The 20,224-nt window shown below is 54.0% G+C and carries 22 protein-coding genes; 14 read left to right on the forward strand and 8 right to left on the reverse strand.

What is annotated here, in order from left to right; genetic code table 11:
* Positions 1-5 precede the first annotated feature (5 nt).
* Complete coding sequence (locus IPN69_12955; GenBank protein ID MBK8811627.1) at positions 6-326, forward strand: hypothetical protein; 321 nt, start codon at positions 6-8, stop codon at positions 324-326.
* 84 nt (positions 327-410) lie between these two features.
* Here IPN69_12955 and IPN69_12960 read toward each other — a convergent pair whose 3' ends face one another.
* From IPN69_12960 to IPN69_12970, 3 genes are all read right to left on the reverse strand, one after another.
* Positions 411-1,574: a transposase gene (locus IPN69_12960; protein MBK8811628.1), complete on the reverse strand. Its 1,164-nt coding sequence runs from the start codon at positions 1,572-1,574 to the stop codon at positions 411-413.
* 164 nt (positions 1,575-1,738) lie between these two features.
* On the reverse strand, positions 1,739-1,888 hold the full coding sequence (locus tag IPN69_12965) for a hypothetical protein (GenBank protein ID MBK8811629.1): 150 nt from the start codon (positions 1,886-1,888) through the stop codon (positions 1,739-1,741).
* Positions 1,889-1,899: 11 nt separating this feature from the next.
* Positions 1,900-2,472, reverse strand: coding sequence for a Uma2 family endonuclease (locus IPN69_12970; GenBank protein ID MBK8811630.1), 573 nt, complete (start codon positions 2,470-2,472; stop codon positions 1,900-1,902).
* 138 nt (positions 2,473-2,610) lie between these two features.
* Between IPN69_12970 and lpxD the strand changes: the two genes are divergently transcribed.
* The gene (lpxD, locus tag IPN69_12975) at positions 2,611-3,633 is read left to right on the forward strand and encodes a UDP-3-O-(3-hydroxymyristoyl)glucosamine N-acyltransferase (protein MBK8811631.1); all 1,023 of its coding nucleotides are present in this window, start codon (positions 2,611-2,613) and stop codon (positions 3,631-3,633) included.
* A 113-nt stretch (positions 3,634-3,746) separates the two neighbouring features.
* Here the strand turns inward: lpxD and IPN69_12980 are convergent, their stop codons facing one another.
* Positions 3,747-5,072 (reverse strand): PDZ domain-containing protein, encoded by a 1,326-nt coding sequence (locus IPN69_12980; protein ID MBK8811632.1) that lies wholly within the window; start codon positions 5,070-5,072, stop codon positions 3,747-3,749.
* A gap of 59 nt (positions 5,073-5,131) precedes the next feature.
* On the opposite strand from IPN69_12980, the gene ruvX reads away from it, so the two are divergent.
* Positions 5,132-5,629, forward strand: coding sequence for a Holliday junction resolvase RuvX (gene ruvX, locus IPN69_12985; protein ID MBK8811633.1), 498 nt, complete (start codon positions 5,132-5,134; stop codon positions 5,627-5,629).
* Here ruvX and IPN69_12990 read toward each other — a convergent pair.
* The gene (locus IPN69_12990) at positions 5,607-7,952 is read right to left on the reverse strand and encodes a penicillin acylase family protein (GenBank protein ID MBK8811634.1); all 2,346 of its coding nucleotides are present in this window, start codon (positions 7,950-7,952) and stop codon (positions 5,607-5,609) included. The two genes, ruvX and IPN69_12990, sit on opposite strands and share 23 nt — an antisense overlap.
* A 55-nt stretch (positions 7,953-8,007) precedes the next feature.
* Here IPN69_12990 and IPN69_12995 point away from each other — a divergent pair, with 55 nt between their 5' ends.
* The 6 genes from IPN69_12995 (at position 8,008) to IPN69_13020 (ending at position 12,397) form a co-directional block, all read left to right on the forward strand.
* A complete protein-coding gene (locus tag IPN69_12995; protein ID MBK8811635.1) occupies positions 8,008-9,324 on the forward strand; it encodes an HlyC/CorC family transporter in 1,317 nt (438 codons plus the stop codon).
* 137 nt (positions 9,325-9,461) lie between these two features.
* Entirely contained in the window at positions 9,462-10,097 is a 636-nt protein-coding gene (locus tag IPN69_13000) for a peroxiredoxin (GenBank protein ID MBK8811636.1), read from the forward strand.
* Positions 10,098-10,163: 66 nt separating this feature from the next.
* Positions 10,164-10,379, forward strand: a complete 216-nt coding sequence (locus IPN69_13005) for a cysteine-rich CWC family protein (GenBank protein MBK8811637.1) — start codon at positions 10,164-10,166, stop codon at positions 10,377-10,379.
* Entirely contained in the window at positions 10,357-10,650 is a 294-nt protein-coding gene (locus IPN69_13010; GenBank protein MBK8811638.1) for a hypothetical protein, read from the forward strand. Before IPN69_13005 ends, IPN69_13010 begins: the two co-directional genes overlap by 23 nt.
* Positions 10,647-11,777, forward strand: coding sequence for a deoxyhypusine synthase (locus IPN69_13015; GenBank protein ID MBK8811639.1), 1,131 nt, complete (start codon positions 10,647-10,649; stop codon positions 11,775-11,777). The genes IPN69_13010 and IPN69_13015 overlap by 4 nt, the downstream gene beginning before the upstream one ends.
* Positions 11,778-11,908: 131 nt before the next feature.
* Positions 11,909-12,397 (forward strand): hypothetical protein, encoded by a 489-nt coding sequence (locus tag IPN69_13020; GenBank protein MBK8811640.1) that lies wholly within the window; start codon positions 11,909-11,911, stop codon positions 12,395-12,397.
* On the opposite strand, the gene IPN69_13025 is transcribed toward IPN69_13020, so the two are convergent.
* The gene (locus IPN69_13025) at positions 12,398-12,766 is read right to left on the reverse strand and encodes a hypothetical protein (protein MBK8811641.1); all 369 of its coding nucleotides are present in this window, start codon (positions 12,764-12,766) and stop codon (positions 12,398-12,400) included.
* A gap of 3 nt (positions 12,767-12,769) precedes the next feature.
* Here IPN69_13025 and IPN69_13030 point away from each other — a divergent pair, with 3 nt between their 5' ends.
* Positions 12,770-13,009, forward strand: a complete 240-nt coding sequence (locus tag IPN69_13030; protein MBK8811642.1) for a hypothetical protein — start codon at positions 12,770-12,772, stop codon at positions 13,007-13,009.
* A 302-nt stretch (positions 13,010-13,311) separates the two neighbouring features.
* Here the strand turns inward: IPN69_13030 and IPN69_13035 are convergent, their stop codons facing one another.
* Entirely contained in the window at positions 13,312-13,992 is a 681-nt protein-coding gene (locus tag IPN69_13035; GenBank protein MBK8811643.1) for a chitosanase, read from the reverse strand.
* Here IPN69_13035 and IPN69_13040 point away from each other — a divergent pair.
* Positions 13,949-14,215, forward strand: coding sequence for a hypothetical protein (locus tag IPN69_13040; protein ID MBK8811644.1), 267 nt, complete (start codon positions 13,949-13,951; stop codon positions 14,213-14,215). The genes IPN69_13035 and IPN69_13040 overlap by 44 nt on opposite strands.
* Here IPN69_13040 and IPN69_13045 read toward each other — a convergent pair.
* The gene (locus IPN69_13045) at positions 14,182-15,627 is read right to left on the reverse strand and encodes a sigma-54-dependent Fis family transcriptional regulator (protein ID MBK8811645.1); all 1,446 of its coding nucleotides are present in this window, start codon (positions 15,625-15,627) and stop codon (positions 14,182-14,184) included. The genes IPN69_13040 and IPN69_13045 overlap by 34 nt on opposite strands.
* Positions 15,628-16,148: 521 nt before the next feature.
* On the opposite strand from IPN69_13045, the gene IPN69_13050 reads away from it, so the two are divergent.
* The 3 genes from IPN69_13050 to IPN69_13060 all read left to right on the forward strand — a co-directional run bounded on the left by IPN69_13050 (position 16,149) and on the right by IPN69_13060 (position 20,172).
* Entirely contained in the window at positions 16,149-18,833 is a 2,685-nt protein-coding gene (locus IPN69_13050) for a hypothetical protein (protein ID MBK8811646.1), read from the forward strand.
* A complete protein-coding gene (locus IPN69_13055; GenBank protein MBK8811647.1) occupies positions 18,830-19,318 on the forward strand; it encodes a hypothetical protein in 489 nt (162 codons plus the stop codon). The genes IPN69_13050 and IPN69_13055 overlap by 4 nt, the downstream gene beginning before the upstream one ends.
* A gap of 131 nt (positions 19,319-19,449) precedes the next feature.
* Positions 19,450-20,172, forward strand: coding sequence for a hypothetical protein (locus IPN69_13060; protein ID MBK8811648.1), 723 nt, complete (start codon positions 19,450-19,452; stop codon positions 20,170-20,172).
* The last annotated feature ends 52 nt before the right edge of the window (positions 20,173-20,224 follow it).

Genomic DNA, 20,224 nt, shown 5'->3' on the forward strand with positions numbered 1-20,224 from the left:
GATGGTTGAAGATCGGTTGGTATCAATACTTTGGTCCGGGATTGCCGCAGCCAACCATCCGCTACCGCAGATGGTACCGACTCGTCCCGGCCCCGAATACAAAGAACCCGTGGGTTTTTCAAAGCTCCCGAATCTGGAATCCTGGAATCCTGGAATCTGGAATCCTGGAATCTGGAATCCTGAATCCTGGAATCCTGGAATCTGGAATCCTGGAATCCTGGAATCCTGGAATCTGGAATCCTGGAATCTGGAATCCTGGAATCTGGAATCCTGGAATCTGGAATCCTGGAATCTGGAATCCTGGAATCTGGAATCCTGAATCCTGAATCCTGAATCCTGAATCCTGGAATCTGGAATCCCGGAATCCTGGAATCCTGGAATCCTGGAATCGGGAGCTTTGAAAAACTTGGTTAGAAAGCGGCCCGGTTCCTTTTCTTGATTTTTTTGAAAGTGGGTCGTTTTCTTTTCATGTTTTTTCCGTCTTTCGCCCCCGTTTCTGATCTATTTTTCGGATTCTGGCGGCATTCTCGGCGATTTCGATCGATTTTCGCAATCGATTTCGCCCGGTTTTCGTTCAGAAGGCGCACTTCTGCTTGAGTATGAAGTCGGCTCTCAGCACGTTGTACACAGTACACCACATCTGGAATCTCAGCGTGTTCCTGGCGATGTTCCTGGCCCCCATCACCGTTACTTTCAGTTTCTTCCTCATGAATCCGAACGCATGTTCGACCACCCTTCGCACTCTGGATTTCTTCGCGTTCTTCCGTTTCTGGCGATTCGTCAGCGGTGTCGCCCGAGCCGCCTTGTCGAGCACTCCGTAATATATTCCGACCTCCCGCGCCGCCCTCTTGGCCGCCTGAATAGGATATCCCTTGTCTGCCCAGACGCTCCGTTCGTCTCCGCTCATCATCTCGTGCAGCCGTTCGTGGTCGTGAACGTTCGCCGGCGTCAGTTCGCACTTGCGGATGATCTTGCTGCCCTCGTCCATACCGATGTGGCCCTTGTAGCCGAAGTGTTTCTTCCCGCCCTGAGAGGTTCCCGCCGCGTCCGCGTCCAGCTGCCGGCTCTCCTTCGCCTTCTCCCGCTTCTCCTTCGTCATCGGCCGGTTCGCACTCTGGATGAGCGTCGCGTCGATGATCGTTCCCCCTTTTCAGGATCAGTCCCCGCTCGTCGATCTGACTCAGGATCTGTTCGAAGATCTTCTGCATCAGCCCCGCCTTCACTAGTTTCTCCTTGAACTTCCAGAAGGTCGTGAAATCTGGGATCTCCTCGTCATACCCCAACCCCACGAACTGCTGGAACGACAGGCGGTCCGCCAACTGGTCCTCAAGCTCCTCGTCGCTCAGATTGAACGCGTGCTGCAGAAACAGCATCTTCAGCTTGACCTCGAACGACACCGGCGGCCTCCCGCCCCGTCCCTCGCGCGTCCGGTCCAACTGCTCGACGATCTTAACCAATGCTTCCCAGTCCACCAGCTTGCCGATCGACTCCAAGGTCCCGACCGCACGGCTCGTCTTCTTCCGTCTCGACAACGTCAGCATCGCATCCATCAAAGTAAGTTGCTTCTGTTTCATGTAACTATTATATAATACAACGAGTTACAGGTACAGCCCAAGGTCCGTCAATGGAGAAATTCCGACGGCGCTGCGTCCAAATCATCGCCTTACTGTCCTAATTCAAATCCGGATACCGTCATCCAATCGACCAACCGAAACCAACCTCGAAAAGGTGAGGTTTTTCAAAGTTCCCGAATCTGGAATCCTGAATCCTGGAATCCTGGAATCTGGAATCTTGGAATCTGGAATCTGGAATCCTGGAATCTGGAATCCTGGAATCCTGGAATCCTGGAATCTGGAATCCTGGAATCTGGAATCCTGGTCCCTGTCAAAACTCCGATACCTACGCCTCGAACCGAATTTGCGAGTAGATCTCGCTGAGGGCGATCTTGCAATTTATCGAATCGAGCGAGATAACGTCGTCGCGGAGCGAATAGATCTTGTAGATCCACTGGTTTATCGTCTGTTTGTGGTAATGTTCGACACGCATTTCCTCTTCTTTTACGAGAACTATCTCCTTTATGCTGTCGATGGCGAGATACCGGTCGAGTTTCTCGGTCTTGTCCTGATGCAACGTCGCCCGTGACATGATCTCGACGATGACCGTCGGATTCGTCAAGATATCAAGTTCCTTGCCCTCAAAGGACGGCTCGCCGCTGACAACGATGACGTCCGGATAGCAGTAGTTGTTGGGCGACATCTTGACGCGCATATCATTGACGTAAACCTCTTTCCCCTGCCCCCGAATGCGGCTGCCGATGGCGATCGTCGTATTGCTGCCGATAAGATTATGACGGCGACTCGATCCCGTCGGGCCCGACGCCCTGTCTTTTTTGCCTGAATCACGGCGTTCGAAACGCAAATAATCTTCGGCGGTGTAAATTTTCTCAGATTGCGATAAAATTTTCTCACTCATATTTCTAGTGTTCCTTGATCGAAAAGTTATTTGGTCGGGGTCGTAGAAAGATTCTTGGACAAACTACTTCGAAAGTTTGGATAGGTGATTATAGACTTTCTGAGGACGCATTTAAACATCTTTATTCACTTTATGAAATTGAACGAAATTGCTTCGCTGACGAAGTCCGTGATCGATCGCGGCGACGGGAATCTTGAAATTACGGGAGCCACCGGGCTTGAACTCGCGGGGGAGGGCGACGTGACGTTTCTGGCGAACCCCAAATACAAGCCGCTGATCAAGAAAACACGCGCATCGGCGATCATTTTGAATGAAACGGAGCAGATCGACCGGACAGACATTGCGGTCTTGCGGACCAAGGACGCGTACCTCGCATATACCCGCGTGCTCCGAACCCTTCTTCCGGATTCGCCGGTCCGGTCGGGGATTCATCCTTCGGCCGTAGTCCACACCTCGGCACGCGTTTCGGCGACGGCCGAGGTTATGGCGAATGCGGTAATCGGGGAGAATTGCGAGATCGGCGAGGGCGTGAAGATCTTTCCGAACGTCACCGTTTACGACGGAGCGAAGGTCGGGGCGGGTTCGGTACTGCATTCTGGCGTTTCGGTTCGCGAAGACTGCGAGATCGGCGAGCGATGCGTGGTTCACAACAATTCGACGATCGGCTCCGATGGCTTCGGCTACGCCAGGGACGAGGAACGCCGTTGGCTCAAGATCCCGCAAGTCGGGCGCGTGGTACTCGAAGACGATGTCGAGATCGGCGCGAATTCCGCGATCGACCGCGCGTCGGTGGGCGAAACGCGCATCAAAAGCGGTGCAAAGATCGATAATCTCGTCCAGATCGGCCATTCCTGTATAGTCGGCGATGACGCGTTGATCTGTTCGCAGACAGGGCTTGCCGGAAGCTCCGTGATCGGCAAACGCGTCATACTCGCCGGCCAGGTCGGGATCGCCGGACATCTCACGGTCGGCGACGATGCCGTTTTGACGGCCAAATCCGCCACCTCGCACGATGTTGAACCGGGCAAGATGATCTCCGGAGTTCCGGGATTCGACAATCGCGATTGGCTTCGCTCGACGGCCGCCTTTCGCCGGCTCGGCGAGATCGCCCGGACCGTCCGCGATCTCGAGAAGAAAGTATCGAAGCTGTTGGGCGAGTGATCCGAAGGCAGGAAAATGCCTGATTGCTCGCGTCGGAAGACCCTACTCCAAAATTGAAAGAGCCGGCGATCTTCGCCGGCTCCAATCCGAAATCAGAATTCCCTATTCCCAACTCACTTGTCTTGCATCAATTCGAGCGCCTTCTTGAGCTGAATATCTTCGAGAACCTTCGGCTGTTCGACCTTCGGCGTCGCTGTCGGCGACGGCGACGGATTCGGCTGCTGTTCGTTCTGTTCCTGCTGGTCGACGAGGTCTTCGACCTCCAACGGTTCGGGTGTTTCGGGCCGCTTTACCTCGACCGACGGCATCACGCCCGAATTCAAACGATTGTCACCGAGAAAAGGTTTGCCTTCGGCGGAAGCCCATTTTGCTACGGTCAACAAAAGCCCGTCGCCGCTGTTCTTAAGCGTGAAAAGCTTCTGTTCCGTTCCCGCTCCGAAACTGCGTTCGCCAATGACGTCGCCGCGCTTGCGGTCAAGGATCGCCGAGGCGACGACCTCACCCGCTCCGGCGGTCGCGATATCGATCAACGCCGACATCTTTCCGTCGAAAACCGCCTTCGAAGGATCGGCCGAAAACGTTTTGATCGGTTTGCTTTCACGGCCGATGACCTGCGCCAGCGTACCGTCCTTGATGAACAAATTGGCAACGCCTACCGCCTCGTCGATCGATCCCGAAGCAACGCCGCGAAGATCGAGAATGATCTTCTGGACGCCCTGTTTCGTAAGTGACTGGACCTGGTTTCTGATATCTTCCGCTTCGCCGGCTTCCAGACTATAAATCTTGATGACGCCGACCTTGCCGGCTTCGATACGCGACTCCGCCTTCGGGATCGAGTAGTTGCCGCGCGCGACAGACAGCGTCTGCGGTTTCGCACCGGCTCGCAAAACACGGAGTTTGACGCTCGAACCGGCCTCACCGAGGATCAACTGCCTCGCATCATAGAGCGAAATGTCCCGGGTCGCCTTGTTCTCGATATACTCGATAATGTCGCCGGCCTTTAATCCAGCCTTGTCCGCCGGCGAGTCTTTGATCACGGAAACCACGTAAAGATAGGAAGAGTTCGACGAGAACTCGGCTCCGACTCCGGCAAGCGTGTTTTGCTTGTTCGCCTGAAAATCCTTGACCTGTTCGGCGGTCAGATAGGACGAATACGGGTCGAGCGACGACGGAAGTCCGCGCAGAGCGCCGCCACGGACGCGATCCATCGACGGTTCATCGACATAGTCATTCTGAATATGCTGCAGGACCGATTCGAAAATCCGCATCTGGGCGCCGACGTCGTTGACAGGTTGCTGCGCGAACGAACCCAGGATACCGCCAAGGAGCGCGTACGAAGCGATTGCGGCCGAAAGAAAAGCGATGATAATTTTTCCGCGAAATGACATAATGCTTGACGTGTAAATCGTTACCGGATAATCGTTGATTGTTTCGGTCAATACTGCAAACAATTCACAATCAACCGAAGTCTTACGATTATCTATTATCCAGGGTTTCCGTGCAACGAAAAGAAATTACTAATTCCGATGCGTTTACAGATATTTCTCGCGCTCCAGAGAGCGGGCGGATCGTCGCGCTCGACATTGGAACCCGGAATGTCGGCGTCGCCGTCTGCGACGAACTCCAGTTCACCGTGCGCGCCCTCCGGACGATCAAGAGAACGAACTGGAAAGCGCTCCTCGCGGAGACACGGAAGTTGCTAAGCGAGTTTGATGCCGGCGCCTTGGTTTTGGGTTTGCCATTGAACTTTGACGGCAGCGAAAGCGAAATGTCCGCCGATGCGCGGCGGCTCGCGAGAAACTATTCATTGTCGATCGAAGTTCCGGTCTTTCTGCAGGACGAACGCGTTTCGTCTATCGCCGCGCGCGAGAATCTTTACGAACGCGGGCTCAGCTTGAAAGAGATCTTCAAGAAAGTTGACGCCGAGGCGGCCGCGATAATTCTCTCGGACTTCCTCGACGTCAAGCGCAACCTCACTTCTTCATCAGCACCGTGACGCTTTTGGCCGCCGCGTTGACCGCGTTGGGAGTGAAAGGAAAGATCATCGGGGTTCCCGTCCGCCACGCTTCGAACTGGTCCTTCCAATGCGGACTCGCCGGATCGCCGGATTCTCCGAGGGGTATGACGTGCCGCGTCGCGTCCCAATTCCCGGGGCTGGCGATCTGCCGCATCGAAACGTACGAACCGACGTTCGGTGTCTGGCCGCTGCCGTTGACGTTATTGAAACGCAAAGCGAACTGACCGCCGATGAGCGGAGCAACTGCCAGCGGATGCTGGAAATTCGCGGTAAAAACATCGCCCCAACGCCATTTCGAGTCATCGGCGCCGAGACGTTTTGCCAGCGCCGTTCTTGATTCCGAATCACACGCCTTCAAAAGTCCGTCGTAGCCTGCAAACTGCTTTGGCAGCCAACGGGCGGAGTTTTCCTTCAAGACCCAGTAAAGAAGGCGTTCGCGCACGAGGAAAGACGGAACCGGTTTGTTGTCGTCGGCAATCTTCGACGCGACGCAATTCCTGATCTCGTTGACGAGCACCGCCGCCTTTGAGTCAGCAACGGTTCGGCCGTCCCAACCGCGAAGCACCGCCATAGTCTCCGGCGAGGCTGCCGCGCGATCGACGATCTCGCGCGCGAGATAGGAAAACGGAATGCTGAAAACGTCATGCTGAACATCGCGGACGTCGTTCATTGATACCTTCGTATTCGCCTTCAACAAATCGTAGATCCGGCGCGCCCGCCAAGGATTTGCAGCATCGCGCGCAAGCAAGTCGAAATATTTGTATGAGCTTCCGACGATCCGCTGATTGGCGGTGACAATGAAACCTTCGGGCGGGTTGTAGAGATTCGGCAGTTCTTCAAACGGCACGTAGCCGACCCAATCGCCGGCGCCGGTCGATCCGTCGTATGGCAAGGCTCCGGTTCCGGTGCGCCGGATCGGAACGCGCCCGGCGGCGTACCAGCCGATGTTTCCGGCGACGTCCGCATATACGAAGTTCTGCATCGCGCCGCCGTAAGTTCTGAGCGATGCCTGAAAGTCTTTCCAGTTTTTCGCCCGATTGAGGCGAAAGAAGGCTTCGAATTCCTGATTCTTCGGATCTCGCGCGGTCCATTTGAGCGCGAATTTCTGACCGACCTCGTCGGTAATGACGACCCCGTTTCGAGTTTCAAGGACCTCGTAAACTTCGGTTTCGGTCTCCGGCTTGAAAGGGTTCGTTCGAACCCTGATCTCTTCCCTTCTGACGTTCGGCGCGACGAAACCCTTTTCCGTCTTGTACTTGCCTTCGCCGTTAAACTCCTCGCGATAAAGATCCTGAACATCCGGACCGACGTTGGTCGCGCCCCACGCGATCGACTCGTTGTGCCCGAGAACGATTCCCGGAACGCCCGGGAAAGTCACTCCGGACGCGCGCATTGCCGGCGTCGACAGATGCGAGAGATACCAGATTCCCGGCGCCGCCGGCTGAAGATGCGGATCGTTCGCGAGCAGCGCCTTGCCGTCGAGCGTGCGTTTGCCCGAGATGACCCAGTTGTTGCTTGCCGCCAGATCTTCGGCGTAAAGCCCGACGCGCTGGAGCGAAGACCTTCGCAGTTCGTCTTCGCGTTCCGCGAGCTTCAGAGCAGATGCGACGGCCACCGGCGAAGTCGTTTGTTGCGTGTAAACGGCGCGACCGCCTGAATCCTTGCCGTACAGAACGACGTCCTGCGGCGTGATCTGATTCGTCAGGTCGCTGAACTTCTCTTGCGGTAGTGACTGAAGCGACGCGCGGATCAGATCCTGACGCCAGGTCGAGCTCAGCGCGTCGGCAAGGATCTTGCCGACGGCAACGGTGTCGGTCGGTTTCCATTCACGCGGCCGATACTGCAGAATTTTGAACTCGATCGGGAGTTTATCGTCGGCAAGCGTCGCAATGTATGCGTTCACCCCGCGCGAGTAATCTTCAAGCGCCTTTTTCAAACCCGGATCAAGCGTCGACATACTTTCTTCGGCGATCTTCGCAAAACCGTAACGCCTCCAGCGTTTGTCTTCCTCCAGCACCTGTTTGCCAAAGATCTCCGCGAGTTCGCCGCGGGCGACGCGGCGCAGAAAATCCATTTGCCACAAGCGGTCCGACGCGGTCACAAAGCCCTGCGCGAAATAAAGATCGGCATCATTCGTTGCCTCGATATAAGGGATCGCACGTTCGTCGCGACGAACGGTGACCTTGCTTTGAATGCCGTCAACCAAGAGCGTTGCATCGGCCCGGACGGCGACGGTCTGGCCAAACGCAGGGATGGTAAGCAACGAGATGAAAAGGGCGATAAAAGGATTTTTGACTTTCATATTCGATCTGTGAATTTACTATTTTGAGCTTTCAATTTAACATTTAGTAGCTTGTATGGAAATCGAAATTGCCGTCGCGGTCTTCATTCTCTTCGCAATCGTCTTCCTGGCGACCGTAGATATGGCGTTTTCTCAGCTTTCTGACGTCAGTCTCCGACGATTGCTGGCGGATCTCGAAGAGACGCCGCGCAGAAAGACTTTCGAGTTTCTTCAGCAGATTCTTGAGAACCGCCCTCGATTCCGTTTCGCCCTGTCGGCGACGATCCAGATCCTGCTGATTCTCTTCTCGGTGCTCGTAACCATCATCGTTCTCAGGTTCTTTCAAAGTCACGCCGAATTGCTCGGTTATTCGATTCTCATCGGTCTGACGCTTTCCGTCCTTTTCCGGCAGGTGATCCCGTGGTTGCTGACCTGGAAGGATCCCGAGAAAAAGCTTCTCCTGTTGCTTCCGTTCGTGCGTCCGCTTTACGAAATAGTGCCGTTCATCGCCGATCCGGTCGAGCCTTCGTTCCGCGGCAAGATCCAGACGTCGCTTGAGAACACGCTGTCGCCGAACGGACCGACAGACGCCGAACGAGAAGACGCCGCCGACGATTTTCAGGCGCTGATGGAAGTCGGCGAGGCCGAAGGAATTATCGAAGAGAGCGAGCGCGAACTCATAGAAACGATGGTCGAGTTCTCCGAAACGCGCGCCGGAGAGATTATGACGCCGCGGACCGAGATCTGCGCGCTGCCGTTCGGAGCCACCGTCCGCCAGGCCCGTGACTTGATAAACGAGGAGAAATACTCCCGAATGCCGGTCTATCGGGATTCGATCGACAATATCGAAGGCGTGATCTATGTCAGGGATCTGATGCAGGCGTGGGCGGACGGCAAGGAAAACGAATCGATCGCCGCCTATTTGCGTTCGGCGTACTTCGTTCCCGAGACCAAATCAGCTGCCGATCTTCTGAAAGCGATGCAGAGCAATCACGTTCAGATCGCCGTTGTTGTCGATGAATACGGGGGCGTCGCGGGTTTGGTGACTCTCGAGGACATTATCGAGGAGATCGTCGGCGAGATCGAAGATGAGGACATCGAAGAAGAGGAGATCGTCGAGATCATCGAGGCCGATGACGGATACTTCGACGTTCCGGCGTCCGTCGAGATCGGCAAGATCGAGAAGATCTTTGACATCGAGATCGACGACGACGAGGTCACGACAATTGCCGGGCTCGTGATCAGCGAGGCCGGTTACGTTCCCAGGATCGGCGAGAGAATCGAGCTTCACGGACTTGAGGTCGAAATTCTCGGAGCCGATGAAAAGCGTTTGCTCCAGCTTCGTATCAGGAAGATCACGGAGTCGGACGAATCGGACTCGGAAAACGTATAGAGCAATCCCCAGAACTGCTCGAACATTTGCGACCCGATGTGAGTGTGTTAAGCTTTTTTTGCCGGCTTGAGCGCCGTTTTCGATCCGAAAACGCATTGGATGGACAGGCAAGGCCACAACGAACGAGGAGTTATTTTATGGCAATCAGATTAGGTGATACCGCCCCCGATTTTACCGCCGAGACCACACAGGGAACGATTAATTTCCACGAATGGCTCGGTGATAGTTGGGGAGTTTTGTTTTCGCATCCGAAGGATTACACGCCCGTTTGCACCACCGAACTCGGTATGGCCGCAAGGCTCAAGCCCGAGTTTGAGAAACGCAACGTCAAAGTGATCGGACTCAGCGTCGACCCGCTCGACTCGCACATTGGTTGGGAAAAGGATATCGAGGAAACGCAAGGCACGGCCGTCAATTTCCCGATGATCGCCGATTCCGACCGCAAGGTTTCGGATCTTTACGATATGATCCATCCGAACGCGAACGACACCTTTACGGTTCGTTCGGTCTTCGTCATCGGCCCCGACAAGAAGGTCAAGCTGACTCTAACCTATCCGGCAAGCACCGGCCGCAATTTCGACGAGATCCTGCGCGTCATCGATTCGCTTCAATTGACCGCAAATTACAGCGTTGCGACTCCCGTCAACTGGAAGGACGGCGACGACTGCATCATCGTTCCGGCGCTTTCGAACGAAGCCGCGAAGGAGAAGTTCCCGGCCGGCTGGCGGGAGGTCAAGCCGTATTTGCGGATCACCAAGCAACCGAACAAGTGATCCTGTGGTTTCGGATTTGGATCGGGGGGGGCTTCGAATCTCAATTCGAAACCTCCTTTTGCGAGAGTGGAGACATCGGAAACAAAGGTTTGCGAACGTTGCGGCCGGGAATTTTTCTGCGGCGCGCTGTCGGGAAATTGCCGGTGTTTCGAAATTCAACTTAGCGCGGAAACCCTTTCAGACCTGAGGCGGAGTTTTTCGAGTTGTTTGTGCTTTGATTGTCTGACTGAGTTTTCCCGCCCGCGGGAGGAAACGGTTTATGAGCAACGAGAAACAACTTGAGCGCTGGAAGAAGGTGAGGCAAAAAGGCGCCGCTTTCTTTATCGGAATCTACGGATTGCTGTGGGGCCTGTTTATGATGGCGATAATGTGCCTTTTCCAGTTTCTGGTCGGGCGATTTGTGCCCGGCCGCGAGATCGACGATTTCTTTGTTCCGTTGAACCTCGGCATTTATCTTGGGATTTTTCTGGTCGTCGGCTTCGGCTGGGCGGCGGTCAACTGGTTCGTGAATGAACGCAGGTTCGCGGAATCGAATAAGGGCGATCAAGAATGAGAAAAAAGAAGAGCAAATTCCTTTCGGGCAAGCGGATCGATCCGACACCGATCGATGGCAAAACGAACCTCGCCGATCTCATCGACGAATCGTTTATGGCTTACAATGCCGCGCGCCTGCGGGAAGCGTGCCAGCTTTTTACGAAAAAGATGCTCGAGCCCGACGTGACGATCGGCGTCACGCTTACCGGAGCGCTGACGCCGGCCGGCCTCGGAATATCAGCACTGATCCCGTTGATCAAGGCCGGATTCATCGACTGGATCATTTCGACCGGGGCGAATCTTTACCACGACACGCATTTCGGGATCGGGCTGTCGCTTCACCAGGGAGACGCAAAGCTCGACGACCGCATCTTGCGCGACGAAGAAGTGGTGCGGATCTTCGACATCTTTTTCGACTATTCCGTCCTGCTCGACACGGATGAGTTCTTCCGGCGCCTGATCGAACACGATGAATTTCAAAGGCCTATGAGTTCCGCCGAGTTTCATTATCTCGCCGGCAAGTACATCCGCGAACGGGAGAAGAAACTCGGCATCAAAGAGAAATCGCTGCTCGCCGTCGCCTATGAATACGGTGTTCCCGTTTACACGTCATCGCCGGGCGATTCGTCGATCGGGATGAACATTGCGGCGAAGGAACTACAGGGCGGCAAACTGGTCCTGAATCCGAATCTCGACGTCAATGAAACGGCGTCGATCGTGCTCGCGGCGAAGCGCGGAGTCGTGCATACCGGCAAAAAGCAGAAGAAGGGCGGCAAATCGGCGATCTTCATTCTCGGCGGCGGCAGTCCGAAGAACTTCGCGCTCCAGACCGAGCCGCAGATCCAGGAAGTTCTCGGGATCGACGAGAAGGGGCACGACTACTTTCTGCAGGTCACGGACGCGCGTCCTGACACGGGCGGATTGTCGGGCGCCACACCGGCCGAGGCGGTCAGCTGGGGAAAGGTCGATCCGGACAAGCTTCCCGACGCGGTCGTCGCCTATATCGACTCGACGGTCGCGTTGCCGCTGATCACCGCATATGCATTGGCCCGTCACGACCCGCGGGAACCGAAACGGCTTTACGACCGCCGCGACGAGTTTATGGAACTGTTGAAGAAGGAATACGAGAGATCGACAAGACGGTAGTCGTAAGAGTCACGCCTTCAGGCGTGAACGCCTGAAGGCATCACGCCTGAAGGCGTGACTCTTACGAAAGCTCTTACGAAAGCTCTTACGAAAGCTCTTACGAAAGCTCTTACGAAAGCTCTTACGAAAAAATGAAACTGCAAGCTGAATTGAACAACGAAAAGTACGAGATCGAAGTCAAGCGCGACGGCGAACGCGTATTCGCGCGTGTCGACGACCGTGAATACGAGCTCGAAGCATCCGAGGTCGAACCGAACGTCTTTCTGATGAAATCGGGCGGGCGAATTCACGAGGTTTACGTCGCTCCCAGCGGCATCGTCAACATCGGCAAGCATCAACTTGAGGTCAAGTTGTACGATCCGAAACGTCTCCGCGGTTCGGCTGCTTCCGAAGAAAGCGCCGACGGTATCGCCGAGATCAAAACCGCAATGCCCGGGAGAATGGTCCGCATCCTCGCACAGGTCGGAGACGCCGTGAAGCATGGCGACGGAGTCGTCGTCGTTGAGGCGATGAAGATGCAAAACGAGATGAAATCTCCGAAGGACGGCGTGGTCAAGGAGATTCGTTTCGAGGAAGGTTCGAACGTCAACGCCGGCGAGGTGCTGGCGGTGATCGAATAATCAGCCTTCCTTGGGGAATTCGGACTCGTCGATATGAAGGCGATGAAAGAGCCTGTGAACCACGGGCCCGAACGCAATCCCGGCGATGACAAGGACCGCGAAACCGCTGTAGAGGGCATAGATCGAAGCGAAGATCTTCCCTCCGCCGGTTCCCGGATTTGCCATCGGCCCCATTCCGGAAAGGATCATCGACGCATTCAACAACGCGTCAAGCCACGAAAGGTCTTCGAAGTACCGGTAGCCGCACGTCCCAACGGCCAGCGAAACTATAACCAAGAATGTCCCGGCGCTCAGACTCAGGAGCATCCGCGAAGCGAATTTTCGCCACGGCAGAAGCGGTTCGGATTTGTGTTCGATCGGCAGTTTCATCGGTTGGCAGATTTCAGAGATTCCGGATATTCCAAATTCCAGGAGCCAGATTTCAGGTTTCAAATGTTTCAAATTCCAGATTCCAGATTCCAGGTTCCAGGTTCCAAATTCCAGGTTCCAGATTCCAAGGTTCGAGATTCCAAGATCCCAGATCCGAATTCAAGATTCCGGAATTCCAAGGATTCCAGACTGGGAATCCCGAATCGCGTTGCAATCGCGTCGAGTCGGTACCATCTGCGGTAGCGGATGGTTGGTTGCGGCACTCCCGGACCGAAGTATTGATACCAACCTATCTTCAACCAACCGCGCAGATGGTACTGACTCGTTCCGGCCCCGAATACAAAGAACCCCTGGGTTTTTCAAAGCTCCTGATTCCCAAATCCCAAATTCCAGGTTCCAAATGTTCCAAATTCCAAATTCCAGATCCCAAATCCCAATTCCCAAATCCCAATTCCCAAATCCCAAATCCCAATTCCTAAATCCCAATTCCCAATTCCCAAATCCCAATTCCCAAATCCCAAATCCCAATTCCCAATTCCCAAATCCTAAGATACTTTTGTTCCATTCGCGTTTATCGGCAATGTTGAAAGCGTCCAGTTTCCCTTCGCGATCTCGTTCTTGAAACATTGCGTCCGGTAAACGGTTTTGCGAACTGCCTCGCGATGGTGATTGCCAAGCCAGATATGGCGCGCGTTCACATAGGCGGTCGTCCACTCGATCTCGTTGCCGCCGAGATCCGGCGGATTTTCGGGAAACATCTGGCGGATCACCCACAAAACGCCGCCGCTGTGAATGAACGAATCATAGATCACAAGCGCCGAAAGCGGCAGTATGAATCCGTGGTCCGACGCCCACTTCATTGCCGGTTTGTAATAACGATCATCAAAGAACCGATCCTGAACGTTGCGCATCACGGCGTCGTCGCGTCCCGCCTTTCGCAGCAGATCCTTGAATTCGGAATTGTCGGTCAAAGGGACGCTCCCAACCTTTTCGGCAAACGGCTTGAGCTTTTTCGAGAATGTCCCGTTGGCCGCCACGTAGCGTTGGACCAGATCGCGCAGATTGCCGTACTCCGTCGTTTGCGAACGCCCGTACGTGATCTGCCGAACGTCATTCGGCCCGTCGGCATAGATCGAGATCGCCGAATAGTTTCCCGCCGGAGTCCCGCTCTCGAAAACATTGATGACTCGCTCGATAATTCGTTTCTGCGCTGAAAGAAGTTTCATAGTCTACAATCGAAAACATTCCAGGATTCCAGGATTCCAAGTTCCAGATTCCAAATTCCAGATTCCGAGTTCCAGATTCCAAGTTCCAGATTCCAGATTCCAGATTCCAGATTCCAGATTCCAGATTCCAGATTCCAAGTTCCAGATTCCAAAATCCAAAATCCAAAATCCAAAATCTAAAATCGGCAATCATTCCAGTCCGTGGCGCTTGATAATGCCGTAAAGCCTCGGCCGGTAGACGTTCAGGGCCTTCGATGCGGCCTGTTTATTGCCACCCGTTTTCGTCAGGGCCGCGCGGACGATCCCTTTTTCAAGCAGATCGAAGGCGTCGCGATTCTCGTCGTCGAACGGAGCTTCCGGAAGATTCGAAATCACGGTCCGCCCGATCTCGTCAAAAAATTCTTCAGCTGAAAGCCCGACCGCGAGCGTGCTCAAACGAACCCGCGCGGCGTCGCTGCTGGGCGCGACGGTCTCCATTCCAGGGATCCGCAGGTCCGTGATGCTATCCGTCTTGCACAACAAGACCGCTCTCTCGATCGAATGCTGCAGTTCGCGGACGTTTCCGCGCCAGGTGTAATTCAGCATCTGATCGAACGCCGACTGCGCAAATCCGTTGACCGGACGATGGTATTTTTCCGAATAATGCTCAAGAAAATGCTCTGCCAGCGCCGGTACGTCCTCCATCCTCTCACGCAGCGGCGGGATTCGGATCTCGATCGTGTTTATCCTGTAAAAAAGATCCTCGCGCAGAAAGCCGTCGGCGATCGCCGCCATCGGATCGCGGTTGGTCGCCGAGATGAGTCGAAAGTCCGCATCCTGCGGCGTTTCGCTCCCGACGCTGTAATAGACTCGTTCCTGAAGAACACGAAGCAGTTTCGGCTGAAGTTCGACCGGCATTTCGGCGATCTCGTCGAGCAGCAGACTTCCCTTCGATGCCTGGCCGATGAATCCCGTTTTGTCGCTCGTCGCCCCCGTGAACGAGCCCTTCGTGTGACCGAAAAGCTGCGATTCGATAAGATCTTTCGGCAAGGCCGAGCAATTGACCTTAACAAACGGCTTTTTCGAGCGGAGGCTCTTGAAGTGGATCGCATTGGCGATGACTTCCTTTCCGGTTCCCGATTCGCCGAGGATCAGAATGTTCGCATCCGTTTCCGCGACGCTGTCGATGATCTCATAAATGTCCTGCATCGCACGGCTTCCGCCGATGATGCCCTCGTACGATGCGCGGCTCGAGAGCCGCCCGCGCAGTTCGCGGATCTCTCGTTTCTGCTGTTTCCGCTCGACCGCCTTTTCGATCAGCACCCGCAGATCGTCAAATTTGACCGGCTTTTCGACATAGTAGAACGCGCCCGCCTTGGTCGCTTCGATCGCTTTGTCGACCGAACCGAAAGCCGTGATCATAATGATCTCGGTTTCGGGAGAGACTTCCTTCGACGCGCGAACGATCTCGATCCCGTTCGTGTCCGGCAGATTGAAATCAGTAAGAACGATGTCGAACTCGGTATCGCGGATATGTTCGAGAGCCGTCGAACCGCGATCGGCCGTCGTCACGGCGAATCCGTCCGCCTCGAGCCGAAACCTCATCATATCGAGCGTCGCCTCGTCATCGTCAATGATCAATGCCTTGAACTTCATTGCCGATATTGTATCAAATTAATGCACTTTGTTCAGTTTGCGAATGAAGATTCCAGATCCGGGAGCTTTTAAAAACCTACGTAACGGCGATCCCGGAGCCGTTTCTGACAAAGATTATACAGATAGATCCGATGCAAGCTGATGCTTCAAACTCAGCGTTTTTTGAGATTCAATGCGGTCTCGATGAGTAGAACAGATCCTACGGACCGATCTCGTCGTCACCTCCGTCTCGGTGCTCGACGCAGCCCGGATCGCATTAAACAAGAAATGGGACGGCCGCGACCGCACGGTCCCCCGTTTTCTACTGCTCGACCCGAGCTGTTCAAAAGCCGAGCGGTGGTACGCGTCCGACGAGATCCTGTGTCTCGTGAATACTTCGATGTCATACACAAAGCTCGGATTCAGCCACGTCGAGGCGCTTCACAAAGCGGTTCTCGCCCTGCTTTCCGGCGACGAGTTTCTAGTTGTCGTCAAACCCTTACCGCGCGGACTATTCACCAAACGCCGGAAGCGAGGAATCGATGGGATGGACAAGGTCGAAGACGTGGAGCACGGGCATCCGTTCCGAAGTCGAGACGTTCTCGGGAGCAGGTCTTCCCGCGCCGTGGGGGAGCAACACGGCATCGACCGGCGTCATTGCGACCGACTCGGACGCCGATCGGACGCTTGTCACGGATCAGGCCGGAAAGCAGCGGATCAGCCGGACGGACGCGCTCGGACAGCTCAAAGAGGTCTGGGAGATCGTCCCGGCTTCCGATTCATCGACCGTGTCGGTCACATTCCCCGGAACGGCGATCGCCCACGGTTACCGTTCCGCCTACAATTACGATCCGTTGAACAATCTCACGCAGGTCGATCAGCCTCTCGGCGCGACCACCAACCAGATCCGCTCCTTTGCCTACAGCAGTCTCTCGCGCCTGCTCACGGCTCAGAACCCCGAATCGGGAACGATAAGTTACGCATATGACCCGAACGGAAATTTGACAAGCAAGAAGGACGCCCGAAACATCACGACCGCGTACACCTACGACGCGCTCAACCGCGTGACCGAAAGATCCTACGACGACAACGCGACGCTTCCCGTTTACTATGCTTACGACAATCTGAGCCACGCCAAAGGAAAGCTGACAAAGGTCACGACCGGTCCGGTCACGTCGCCGTTCTCGATCACCGAATACACCGAGTTCGACGCTGCCGGCAGGGTGAAAAAAAGCAAACAGACGACGGACGGGATCGTCTATAATGAGATGGAGTACACCTACAACCTTTCGGGCGCGATGGTTGAAGAGAAATATCCGTCGGGAAGGATTGTCAAAACCGTGCTCGACGATGAGGGCGATTTGCAGACTGTAAAGAGTCAAAAGAACGCGAATAACGCGTTTTGGAATTACGCGAACCATTTTACCTACACCGCCGCCGGCGCGGTCAGCTCGATGCAGCTCGGCAACGGTACTTGGGAGAAGACTGCCTTCAACTCGCGGCTTCAACCGACACAGATCGGACTCGGCAAGGTTCAGAACACGACGGATCTGCTGCAACTCGATTACACCTACGGCGTCGTCGAAAGCGGTACGCTCAATACGGCGAAGAACAACGGGAACATTCAGTCGCAAACGATCACCGTTCAGCGAAGCAACCAGAATCCGCTCGTTCTCAATCAAAGCTACGTGTATGACGAGTTGAACAGACTCAAATCAGCGGAAGAGACCGCCGGCGGATCGTCGGCGTGGAAACAAACCTACGCGCTCGACCGATACGGCAACCGGCGTTTTGATCAGGCGAACACGAGTTTTCCGGCGTCGTTCTCGAATACGGCGGTTTCGAATCCGGCGATCAATACTTCCGACAACCGTTTCACGAGCGGGCAGGGTTACACATATGACGCTGCCGGGAACGTTTTGACCGACGCCGAGGGGCGGAGTTTCAATTACGACGCCGAGAACAAGCAGAAAGAAGTGAAAAACTCGTCGAACCAGACGATCGGGCTCTACTATTTCGACGGCGACGGTCGGAGGGTCAAGAAGGTGACGGGATCAGAAACGGTGATTTTCATCTTCGACGCCGCCGGAAAACTTGTCGCGGAATACTCGACAAACCTCAGCCAGACGCCGCAGGTGCAGTATCTGACGAACGATCATCTCGGCACGCCCCGCATCAACACCAACGAAAACGGCACGGTCGTTTCAAGGACCGACTACATGCCGTACGGCGAAGAAATAATCGGCCTCGGCGGCAGATCGACGACCGACAAATACGTCACCGACGACGTCCGCCAGGGCTTCACCGGCTACCTGAACGACGAAGAAACCGGCCTCGATTACGCCCAGGCCCGAATGTACAAGAAGGAACTGGGCAGGTTTACGGGGGCTGATCATTTGCTCAATTCGGGACGTCCTGGGAGTCCAGACACTTGGAATCGTTACTGTTTTGTCAGGAATAATCCTGTAAAATTTGTTGATCCTTCCGGCTTCTTCGAGTGGGATGGCACGTTGAGGGACGATGGATCGTTGTCAAAAGACGAAACTGCAAAACTAGCCAAGAAACGTGAAAAGATCTTGGCAGCGTATGATAAAGCGATGGCTGCGATCAAAGCGGCTAGAGATGCAGGAAAACTAACTGGGGATCGACTGAAGAGATTGAATGATGCGATGACTGCGCTCGGACCGAAACCGGGCGAGAAGGGGTCGGACAACGGAGTAACTATTGGCATCGGTGACGTCGAAGGAGGTGTTGGACAGACGTTGCCCGAATTCACTTACAACCAGGCCGATCAGAGCAAAGACAATTATGTTGCAGTAGCAATTTCGGTAACGTTTACTGAGGACTTTGTGAAATCCGACGGACTTTTTGCCGGCTTGGTTCACGAGGGGTCGCACGTATTTGATCAAATGGAATACGCAAATCACCCGGGAACATTTTTTAATTCTGACAACCCCTTTAATTTGACGAAATATCAAACAGAGACGAACGCGTTTCAGGCGAATTCCTATTTGTTCGAAGCAATGGATGTCGATGGTTCGAAATACGATATTCCGGTTTGGAACAAGACGTGGACGCAGGTCGACAAGAATAATCCACAAGTTACCGCAGATGACCGTCGAGCTTCGGCAATCAAAGAGTTTGTTTCATCCCAATACAAGGTGTCGGGAGACATGCAAGGAGCCGATTTCAAGTCATACGGTTACAAGGCCAAGAGAATCAAATGAAATTGAACCATATCAAGGCAAGTTGCCTTACAATTTTCGAGATTGGCGTTGCTTGCCTCTTTTTCGCAGTTTGCGCCTCATCGCCGGCACAGGAGCGCGTTTTTGCCAGCGATGCGGTCGGTTTTTGTGAGGTCGAAACAAAGATAGCGGAATTTGTAGATAGAGAATTGGTAGTGAATGCCGATTTCGTTATCGGATGGGAAGGGTTCTGGTTGTCGCCGGCCGTTACGTGTGATTTCGATCTTCGGAACCCCAAACGACTTCGATTCACTTTTGCTGAAGAATTCAGGAAAGCAACAAAAGCAAAGATCCTCGGCAGAATGGATCGCCTGCGAAAAAAGCGATTGAAAACCCCAACCGACCAGCGAAAACTGACCGGTACATTCGTGATTAAAGTTTTGAAGTATCATAAACAGAATGATTTCGATACCCGATTCGATTTTGTTGTTGTTCTAAAATCCGTATTGCAGATTTCGAAACCGTAGACCAACAGACGACGAGGTCTCGTCCAAACCGAATATGATGACATCAACAGACGCGTCATCACGAAAGTGGATGTCGCGGCCAAAGTGGACGGCGGAGAGAACAGGATATTACAGGAAGGTGCGGTAACAGTATGCAGAAATTTGTACTTTTCGGTTTTTGTTTCATTTTTGCCTTCACCTGCAAAACACTTGGACAGAACAAATCGTTCCCCGACGCAACATGCGTCTTAACGGGAGAACCTGGTCAAATTGAATCCATCGATTCATTAACTAGTATCCAGGTAAGGGCAATTTTGAGGTTGCGGATAAAGAACCTGAGCAACAAAAACATTATCTTTTGGAATCGTCTTTTACCGGAGACCCCGAATGATGGCATGATCGTGAAATTGCTCCTTTCAAGAAGCGAAAGCTTCCAAGAAAACGAAATCATTAGCACTTACAATTGGTTTCCTTCGGATCTGTATTCGAAAGAATGGGATGATTTGCGGTTGGCTCTTGACGCGGACTCCCCTGCGAGCGACAAGACTATTCTCGTGAAACCAAATGAAAGCTGGGAGTTTTCTTACCGCGATTTCTTCTTCAATATCTCAAAGAAAAAACTCTTTGCATCTTTCGCGTCGAGTCCCAGCAAGAACGATCGGCAGTTGCCTCAAGTTTGGATAAGACTTCACTACGCAACGTGGAGCCCGAATATTGAGCCCAGACAAAAATATCGTGCCGCAGATCGTCTTTTTGGGAGAATGCTTCAAAAAAGGTGGGAATCTTCTGGATATCTGATGCTTGAGGAACTTGTTTCCGAGCCGATTTCGCTTGATCTGAGTTCGGCGATTGTGAAGAAGGAACCGACACCTTGAGCTGCGAGAGAGTCCAAACCGAAAGCTGATCCGGAGGTCAGATCAGAGGGGG

Source organism: Acidobacteriota bacterium (assembly GCA_016715115.1).
Taxonomy (GTDB): Bacteria; Acidobacteriota; Blastocatellia; order Pyrinomonadales; family Pyrinomonadaceae; genus JAFDVJ01.

Bases quoted from the DNA above. Each gene is read 5' to 3' on its own strand.
- IPN69_12960 (MBK8811628.1), bottom strand. From the start codon at position 1,574: ATGAAACAGAAGCAACTTACTTTGATGGATGCGATGCTGACGTTGTCG.
- IPN69_12970 (MBK8811630.1), bottom strand. From the start codon at position 2,472: ATGAGTGAGAAAATTTTATCGCAATCTGAGAAAATTTACACCGCCGAA.
- IPN69_12990 (MBK8811634.1), bottom strand. From the start codon at position 7,952: ATGAAAGTCAAAAATCCTTTTATCGCCCTTTTCATCTCGTTGCTTACC.
- IPN69_12995 (MBK8811635.1), top strand. From the start codon at position 8,008: ATGGAAATCGAAATTGCCGTCGCGGTCTTCATTCTCTTCGCAATCGTC.
- IPN69_13000 (MBK8811636.1), top strand. From the start codon at position 9,462: ATGGCAATCAGATTAGGTGATACCGCCCCCGATTTTACCGCCGAGACC.
- IPN69_13010 (MBK8811638.1), top strand. From the start codon at position 10,357: ATGAGCAACGAGAAACAACTTGAGCGCTGGAAGAAGGTGAGGCAAAAA.
- IPN69_13015 (MBK8811639.1), top strand. From the start codon at position 10,647: ATGAGAAAAAAGAAGAGCAAATTCCTTTCGGGCAAGCGGATCGATCCG.
- IPN69_13020 (MBK8811640.1), top strand. From the start codon at position 11,909: ATGAAACTGCAAGCTGAATTGAACAACGAAAAGTACGAGATCGAAGTC.
- IPN69_13025 (MBK8811641.1), bottom strand. From the start codon at position 12,766: ATGAAACTGCCGATCGAACACAAATCCGAACCGCTTCTGCCGTGGCGA.
- IPN69_13040 (MBK8811644.1), top strand. From the start codon at position 13,949: ATGACTCGCTCGATAATTCGTTTCTGCGCTGAAAGAAGTTTCATAGTC.
- IPN69_13035 (MBK8811643.1), bottom strand. From the start codon at position 13,992: ATGAAACTTCTTTCAGCGCAGAAACGAATTATCGAGCGAGTCATCAAT.
- IPN69_13045 (MBK8811645.1), bottom strand. From the start codon at position 15,627: ATGAAGTTCAAGGCATTGATCATTGACGATGACGAGGCGACGCTCGAT.
- IPN69_13050 (MBK8811646.1), top strand. From the start codon at position 16,149: ATGGGATGGACAAGGTCGAAGACGTGGAGCACGGGCATCCGTTCCGAA.
- IPN69_13055 (MBK8811647.1), top strand. From the start codon at position 18,830: ATGAAATTGAACCATATCAAGGCAAGTTGCCTTACAATTTTCGAGATT.
- IPN69_13060 (MBK8811648.1), top strand. From the start codon at position 19,450: ATGCAGAAATTTGTACTTTTCGGTTTTTGTTTCATTTTTGCCTTCACC.